This is a genomic window from Microseira wollei NIES-4236 (assembly GCF_020521235.1).
Classification (GTDB): Bacteria; Cyanobacteriota; Cyanobacteriia; order Cyanobacteriales; family Aerosakkonemataceae; genus Microseira; species Microseira wollei.
The window spans coordinates 1-7,335 of sequence record NZ_BLAY01000299.1 but is presented as its reverse complement, the minus strand read 5'-3'; the positions used below and the strand labels follow the sequence as shown (position 1 = coordinate 7,335).

Below are 7,335 nucleotides of genomic sequence, written 5' to 3'. Positions count from 1 at the left end.
TCGCCCAACCCGATCGCTGGTTTTATTTTGGCGGCTGTTGGGTGCGATCGCCTTTAACCCCCAGTGCCAGCGACCCTAGCTCGAAGCCGTTCCAGCAGCTCCTGGCTCTCCTTGATGTCTTGGCTGGTTTCTTGTGCCGGGTTTGTACTGGCTGAATTAATCAAGTAAGTCAGATCCATAGATAACCAGTAAATAGCCCTCAGAATATCTTCGTGGGAAGCCTTGGGAGCTGCCAAAATTTTTCTCGCATTATCTCTTGGCATTATTCATCTCTTGTTGTTGGATTACCTACAATTAATTAATCGGGAATGTCAGCAAATATCCTCATAACTTTTAGTGGAAAAATGCTGGCTAACAGCTAATTCTATTTTTTGGGGGTTATCATCGGCGAAACCGTTGAGCCATGTACCTTTTTACTTTACCGTGGGTCACCTACGGGCGCGATGGTAACGAATCGTTACACTTGGTAATTTCCCTAAAATTCCCCGGAAAAAAATTGGCATAATGTCACTTGTGGCGGGAATTTCACTAACTGCATTTAGTTTTTTGCTGCTCCAATAACGCTTGATAAATAACCCCATGTCGGAGAAAAGAAAGTGCCAAAATCTAAACGCCCCGCGCCAGCATCAATTTTATAGGAACCGGATTTTTTAGAAAGAAAAACAAATAAAAAATTCAAGAGATAGGAGAAGAGTTGACATTTTAAGATAGACAGGAGAACGTATTGGAGCTGTATTAAAACTTCAAATTTCCCTGGTTTATTTGTCTGTCAGTAAGAGAGAAACTCGCGAATTCATTACTTTTCTCGCTGCTGGGCGCAAGGCAGATACCAAGCGTCACCGACAAACGCGCCAAGTACCAGTGCATGGGGAATTGATGCTGGTGCTGAGGGATTATGCCCAGTGCCTCAACCCAGATAGTTCCTGGTTGTTTCCAGGGAGAAATCCGGTTAAACCTGTAACAGCACAAGCGTTTGACCTAAATTTACGCCAGACTTTATCAGCTGCGAAACTCGCCCACAAAGGCATCAGTAGCCACAGTTTCCGCCGCACCTTGATTACTCGTTTACACGAGAAAGGGTGCGACATCCGACTAATTGGCGGAAATCACGGGGCACCGAGACTTAAAGGCATTACAGCGTTACGTTGAAGTATCACCCCAAAGGGTGACAGAAGCGTACGCATTCCTGTAACACCTCGCAATCCATCATTTATCCAATTAGCAAGCAACCATGACCAAGCACGATACCTGGGTACAGCTAAATTGCAACAGCTCGCTAGATGACTACCTGTATCTATTTCCCGATGGCATCCCCATGGGCGATCCGTTTCCGATGCAGTGGACAACGACTCAAAGTGGAGAAATCATCGCTCTTTGGGTCATAGATTTAGATCGGCCCAATCACCGCCAGTTTGCGGCGCTAACTACGGCGATCGCCATCAAATTTAATGTTGCTGCCATAAAAGTCGTAGCGGAAGCAGTGGCGAATGGGGGGGAAGCAGCTGATGGGGAATGGGCAGCATCGAGGAAATGCGGTGAGGAAGGAATGCAACGCACCAAAGAACTTGCTGATTTTTGAGCAACCTCGCCGCAACCTGTGAGTGTCGAAGCATTCAACAACTTTGTTGCGGATCAACGCCGCCGGTGGATCGATGGCGACGAAGTTCCACCGCCGTTACCAGCGAGCATCGAGGAAGTAGACCCAAGATGGAGAACGCCTGAATGGGAAATCGTTTTTTATTTATCCACTAAAAAGCGCCCTCCTTACTACACGACTTATTTAGACGAAGGGTACAAAGAGCATAGATTTACAATTCATTACCCAAATTTAAGCAAGTTTGAATACACACATCTTGCACCTGGAAAAGTGGATGTCAAAACCGTAACTCCGTGCCAAAGGAATCATCCGTTCTAAGTTAAGTAAAAAAACATACACAATGATTTGTGGTAAAACAAATTCGAGTGCCGTTTGAGCAGCTTGTCCCCAATCAGGTAAATTAGTACAATTGGTGGATAAATAAGCCCAATGCGCCAGAAGATAAGCGAGCAGCGAAAGAACCAACCAGCGATAGACACCTAATAGCGTTCCCTGACCAAAACGGTGTAGGCCAAAACTATGTTTGGCAGTTTTAAACCATCTGCCATCTGCGTCTAACCCACCTAGTAATTGTGCTAGCTTTAAGTTGTTTGGTGGAGAGAACAAATCGCTTTTCTAGTAGACCATTATCGCGCTTTAAGTAGTACCATGATACCGAAACAGGAAACTTTAAACCTACTAGATAAACTTGCTGACCCCGGTTACATAATTGTCTTAAACGTCGCCCATCAACTAATTGTCGGTCACAACTCACTCCCGCAATTACGTGGAATTTGAGCCGACGTACTCCCCGAAGAAATTCCACACTGCCGGCAGTATCAACGAGAATCATTACCCGAAAACGTTGAGTTAGTGCTTTGGGCAACCGTTTGACTAACTTCAAACCCAACTGGGCGGGAGATGGATGATTTTTACCTCTACGCCAGCGTCCTACTACTAAATAGAGAACTACTAAATGTAGGCCACGCTTGCCGTTATAGACCTTAATTAAATTTTCAAATGGCTGAAATTTTCCCCGTTTTCCTAATGTTGTTAGTTCAATAATTACCTGTATAAATGGCCAAATGCCTCTGGGAGACTCTGCCAAGATTTGTTTGAGTATTTGTTGACGAATTGTGCGAATTAGTTTTCGAGTTGGCCAACAGTTAAGGTTGAGAAATCGGCTTAAAGCGCTGGCAGATTTGGTTTGACTGTGTTGCGGTAAAGGATGTCCTTGAGCTTCCAAAAACAATCCCAGCATGGTTTCAAGGTTTTCTTGTTGATACCGGGACGGCATCAGCAGCAGTAAGCTGTACACTAAACTTTGGGCCTGGGCAAGAATGTTTTCCATTGTTCTTGCTTTTCTAGAAATCTTTTCACGCCCTTTTCTCTCATATTTCTGACCAGAAAGCAAATTAATCCGACCTGAGTGCAGCTTGTTCCTTTAGTCAACTGTTTCAGTAATAATACGGCTTTAAGTGTTTCATTGCTGACTTTAAAATTAGAGTACTGCTCTTTTTGCTGCTGTCACCTTCTTACACTTTTTTCTGGTTATTCAGGGTTTATCCTGACAGGTGCAAGATGTGAGAATACACAAATTTAAACAGAACGCTTGGGGGAAATGACGGATTAACCTGGGGGCAGTGGAAGGCAACAGCCGTAATTGCAGAAGACCTAGAACAATTTAAGAAAGGGAAAAGCGCGCCTCAAGTTTGGGCTTTTGGTGACACAGAGGCAACGGCTAAAAAAAATCTCGAAAAACTGCTGACCCTGAGAAATGCCAAAATATTAAGAACTTACACAAGCCACGTAGATTTAAGCAACGTGTATCCACTGGGCGATCCACAGATAGAGCGATGGAAATCTGACAAAGTTTAGTCGTGTTTAATCCCAAGTTGGTTGCCGCCGCAGCTAGAGGGCAGCAGCGAACTTTGGCAGGCCAACTTAATACAAGGAAAAATAAATTCATTCTTTATTCTCCCGATGAGCCTAATAACTGGAACGAGAATCTGAGGGCATTCCTGCGCCAGCGCTAGAAGTGTCAGGCAAGCGAGCGCCACAAAGTATAACATCTTGTTACCCAGGGTCATCCTGATAGACCCCAAGGTATCCACAACCAGCCACCCAAATACCAAACGACCCCCATTAACTTACCGGAAGTTTGAAGTTATGTGGGGTTTCACAGAAAAATTAGGAACCCCTCAGGGGTTCTAAATATATTCCTAGAAAAGCAAGCATCTATATCCCTTGCTATGCCGGGTGATGTTAGTATTAAAAATAAATGATGCACGTCACAAAGCTATGCCTCGTAAACCCAGAAGATTCCCCTGGTTAAACCAATCTTTGCCGGACCCGAAAGGGATTGTGGGAAGCGATGGAAGGTTAGCCAAGTATGTGGATTTCATTACCGGGAAGACAGACTTTAATATAAACAAAACGGTATGAGACGCTATAGTTGCCGCTGGTGGCAGAAGTGGATCGTATGGGGTAGCGTTAAAACCGTTTAACATAGAAACCCCGACAGATGCTGATACAACCTACTTCGCCTCTTACACCAAGTACTCAAACAGCGTATTAGATCCTCTTTTACTAAGTACCGAGGCGGGGCATAGCAAGATTAATCAGACTAAAACGGACGATTTTACAGACAATCTGGCAATATTAATTGCTCACGTTAGAACTGGTACAGAGCTTTTACCAGCGACAAGCAAAATTACCGGCCAACCCTACAAGCGCTATGCTGGTAAGTCTGGAACAATACCCTTTGGTTGTAAAACTGCTTATGGGGAGAAGGAAGACGGGAGCCAATTAGTATTGATGAAATTAGCTAAAACTAATAAAGCCTACACTGTCTCTTATCAACCAGAAGAATGGAACGCGAGTAGAGTGAGATTGAGGGATGTGTTAAGTTAAGGTATTATCCGTGAATGAACTATGACTATGCTATCCGTCTAGGAACGACGAATAATAGGAGGATGCTTTGAGCGATTAATCTATTTAGATTGTTGTTGGGAGGAAGTTTACCATCTACTTGAAATTGCTAATCGAACGGCAGCTGCAATCAAAGAGATGCTGGACGGAAAAATCACAGCCAGCTGTCTTAATGAAATGCTTGAGAAAATCGAGGATTGTTTCGACATGGATAATTATTTGGATGAAGTGGAAGCTAATCTAGAAGAAGTTTCTCAAGATATTATATGGCTAGAGTCGGTCAAAAAAATAGAAATTTTAGATTTTAGTGAAGTTCCCAGTACTCCTAGGAGAAGTCTTTTAGTTTCAGTAAAATCTGGAGAAATATCAATAGAGCAAGGTGCTGATGGGGCTTGGCTTCGATTTGATTGTGATTGTATTGATGCTCTACCTTATTGTTTGGCTCAATGTTGTGCGTTGCGCAAAACAATTGTGTTTCCAGAGGAGGCAGAAGAAAAAGGCATACCAAAGTCGAAATTAGAAATTGACGAAACTATTGATGAATGCGTAATGAAAAGGGATAGCGACGGTTATTGTACTTGTCTGGACCGTCGTACAAGGCTGTGGGAGATTCACGACCACAAACCCCAAACATGCAGCAAATTTCATTGCACCAGATGGGCGCACCAAAGGGGGTGGAAATTGGCTAATGCTGTTGCTCGCCAATCAATTATTTAAAATAATTTTATCTGGGTTTGGATAAATGATTGGCGTATTTGCCGAACGCATCAATTGGGATTTATTATTTCCCACTTCCCGGTCAGCAGTATTGCGGAAAGACCAGCAATAATTCCTCCTATCAGCGCTTCCACAAACAGTAATTTTGTAATTGTTAAGGTTTCAAGTCCAGAAGCTCGTGGCGGTTGGGCTGCAATCCGCAAGGCCAGCTTTTCTCCGCAAATAAGTACTATTTTAAAAGTGGCTTGCCACCTTTCAAAAGCGACCAGTGAAATTCCGAATTTTGAAATGGCGCCGTACCTGATATCTCTAGAGTTGACCCGGTGGCTATATGTTAAGATTGACCTCTGGTATTTCCCTTGTTAATCTAGTTAAATTCTCAAGGATTTTTCGGCAAAACTTTAAATGTAAATCCTCAAGATTTCTGCCGTTTCATCAAGAAACGCAGTGGTTTGTAGTGAAAGCGTTGCAACGGTTACAACTACAAGCTCTACTGTTTTACCTTCTAATCCCAACAGAAAAAAAGTCTTGCTCTTGAATCCTCCAAGCGCAACAACTACTGTGTTTTTGAGTTTCACTTCTACGGCGACGTACTGTATCGGGAATTCCCCTTGCACCTGGTCAAGGATGGGTAGATGAGTCAAATGTCGTTTACATAGGAATCTTTAGTGCTATTACTGCTGCTGGCTCAGGAACGTTATTATGTTTTGAGTGGACTGGGCTATGGGTATCGTTAATTTTGGTGTTACCCCCACAAAACCACCAACAAATGCTGAAACATTGCCATCTAGGGTTATACCTTACGATTGAGTTAGCAATTTTGGAGTTGATGTTAAAAAATATCTGCTTAGTTTTCCTTTGCTTGCTGCTGTAACAAAGATTAGTTCAAACTTCCCCGCGTTGCGGCTTTATCAAAATACAAACCAGCCAAACATAGATATTGGTAGACCGCCTTGGATGTTGGTGGAAGAACAAAATAAGCCATTCCTTGATGTGCTTGTTGGCATGGGAGAAAGTCAAGCTGTGCGGAAGTCAATCTGTTTAATTGCTCGTCTAGAACGAGTACCAATAACAATAGAAAAGCGACGGCGGTTTCTATTAATCTATTAATTCCTTGAGTGGGATAATGCCATGCCTGTTGAAATGAATTCTGAAATTATTAACGAGACTAGCAACTCGGCGTATCGCTCCCTGCTTAATTCCAAGCTAATTTCAATAGGATATAGACAGTCAGCCGCATCTGGCAATGAAGCTGTATTTTCCAGGGATGCGCCTCATTCACCATCCCCTAAAGATAGGGCTTACTTAAAATATCTTGTCGCTCCACCATCAGGGACTACTATTAAAATTCAATTATGGCAAGGCGACGGTTGTGATGGTTTGACTTTATTACCTAACGCAAGTTGCTAGTTATAAACTTTGGCGTTGCAAGCTGGCTAATTGCAAGCTTGCTAATCTTGGATTTTTACGCTCCATTAGCCATGAGCCATTAGCTCCTATTGCTATGCATGAGATAACTAGCAACTTGAGTTACCTAACTCAATAGACATGGCAACAGATGCTAATTTTAATAATGCGATAAATCTGCACTACGGCTGGAATGAGAATTTCCCTATTAGGTGGATTACTTTCCGATCCCAGGAGATGGCGATGGTTTGTGTTGTGAGGCCAGACAACAATGCTGGAATGTGTTTTGCGGGCGTTTGTCCTTCTGTAAAACCGACTTGGTGGCCTAGTAACTCGCTCTATGCTTTTGGTCCTAACGGAAATGAGTTTACTAGATTTAGAGTACTACCAGGAAATCCCCTGTCACCAACTCATCATGAGATTTCATTTAACCGATAAAATTTATGAGTTTAGGTTAATCCAGGTGGGACGAGAGATTTATTGCAGCGAATAGTTTTGTGTTCAAACACTCAAAGTGGAGTCGTTGGAATAACTTCTTCAGATTTTGGAATTATTGCTGCTAATGGATTGACCAGTCTGTCTCAGTTAACTATTGACGGGCAGACTTGGGTAAACGTTCGCCCGAATATTTGGTCTTTTGCGGTGAGGATAAGCTGATGATACTGATTTGGGGAGAGCAAGAATTTGTTAATGTGACCGCAATC

General features: G+C 43.0%; 10 protein-coding genes. 7 read left to right on the top strand and 3 right to left on the bottom strand.

Annotation, left to right across the window (positions count from 1 at the left end; translation table 11 throughout):
- Positions 1 to 53: 53 nt before the first annotated feature.
- Complete coding sequence (locus MiSe_RS46440) at positions 54 to 263, bottom strand: hypothetical protein (RefSeq protein ID WP_226593720.1); 210 nt, start codon at positions 261 to 263, stop codon at positions 54 to 56.
- 460 nt (positions 264 to 723) lie between these two features.
- On the opposite strand from MiSe_RS46440, the gene MiSe_RS46435 reads away from it, so the two are divergent.
- From MiSe_RS46435 to MiSe_RS46425, 3 genes are all read left to right on the top strand, one after another.
- Positions 724 to 1,149 (top strand): tyrosine-type recombinase/integrase, encoded by a 426-nt coding sequence (locus MiSe_RS46435; protein ID WP_307731672.1) that lies wholly within the window; start codon positions 724 to 726, stop codon positions 1,147 to 1,149.
- Between the two features lie 82 nt (positions 1,150 to 1,231).
- Complete coding sequence (locus tag MiSe_RS46430; protein ID WP_226593716.1) at positions 1,232 to 1,579, top strand: hypothetical protein; 348 nt, start codon at positions 1,232 to 1,234, stop codon at positions 1,577 to 1,579.
- A gap of 18 nt (positions 1,580 to 1,597) precedes the next feature.
- A complete protein-coding gene (locus MiSe_RS46425; protein WP_226593714.1) occupies positions 1,598 to 1,915 on the top strand; it encodes a hypothetical protein in 318 nt (105 codons plus the stop codon).
- Between the two features lie 214 nt (positions 1,916 to 2,129).
- Here MiSe_RS46425 and MiSe_RS46420 read toward each other — a convergent pair whose 3' ends face one another.
- The gene (locus MiSe_RS46420; RefSeq protein WP_226593712.1) at positions 2,130 to 2,927 is read right to left on the bottom strand and encodes an IS701 family transposase; all 798 of its coding nucleotides are present in this window, start codon (positions 2,925 to 2,927) and stop codon (positions 2,130 to 2,132) included.
- A gap of 529 nt (positions 2,928 to 3,456) precedes the next feature.
- Between MiSe_RS46420 and MiSe_RS46415 the strand changes: the two genes are divergently transcribed.
- Both MiSe_RS46415 and MiSe_RS46410 read left to right on the top strand, forming a co-directional pair.
- A complete protein-coding gene (locus tag MiSe_RS46415) occupies positions 3,457 to 3,612 on the top strand; it encodes a hypothetical protein (RefSeq protein WP_226593710.1) in 156 nt (51 codons plus the stop codon).
- A 1,033-nt stretch (positions 3,613 to 4,645) separates the two neighbouring features.
- On the top strand, positions 4,646 to 5,224 hold the full coding sequence (locus tag MiSe_RS46410; RefSeq protein WP_226593708.1) for a YkgJ family cysteine cluster protein: 579 nt from the start codon (positions 4,646 to 4,648) through the stop codon (positions 5,222 to 5,224).
- A 401-nt stretch (positions 5,225 to 5,625) separates the two neighbouring features.
- Here MiSe_RS46410 and MiSe_RS46405 read toward each other — a convergent pair whose 3' ends face one another.
- A complete protein-coding gene (locus MiSe_RS46405; protein WP_226593706.1) occupies positions 5,626 to 5,868 on the bottom strand; it encodes a hypothetical protein in 243 nt (80 codons plus the stop codon).
- A gap of 214 nt (positions 5,869 to 6,082) precedes the next feature.
- Between MiSe_RS46405 and MiSe_RS46400 the strand changes: the two genes are divergently transcribed.
- A complete protein-coding gene (locus MiSe_RS46400; RefSeq protein ID WP_226593704.1) occupies positions 6,083 to 6,334 on the top strand; it encodes a hypothetical protein in 252 nt (83 codons plus the stop codon).
- 21 nt (positions 6,335 to 6,355) lie between these two features.
- Positions 6,356 to 6,634 carry a hypothetical protein gene (locus tag MiSe_RS46395; RefSeq protein ID WP_226593702.1) on the top strand — a complete coding sequence of 93 codons (279 nt, stop codon included), beginning with the start codon at positions 6,356 to 6,358 and terminating at the stop codon, positions 6,632 to 6,634.
- Positions 6,635 to 7,335 lie beyond the last annotated feature (701 nt).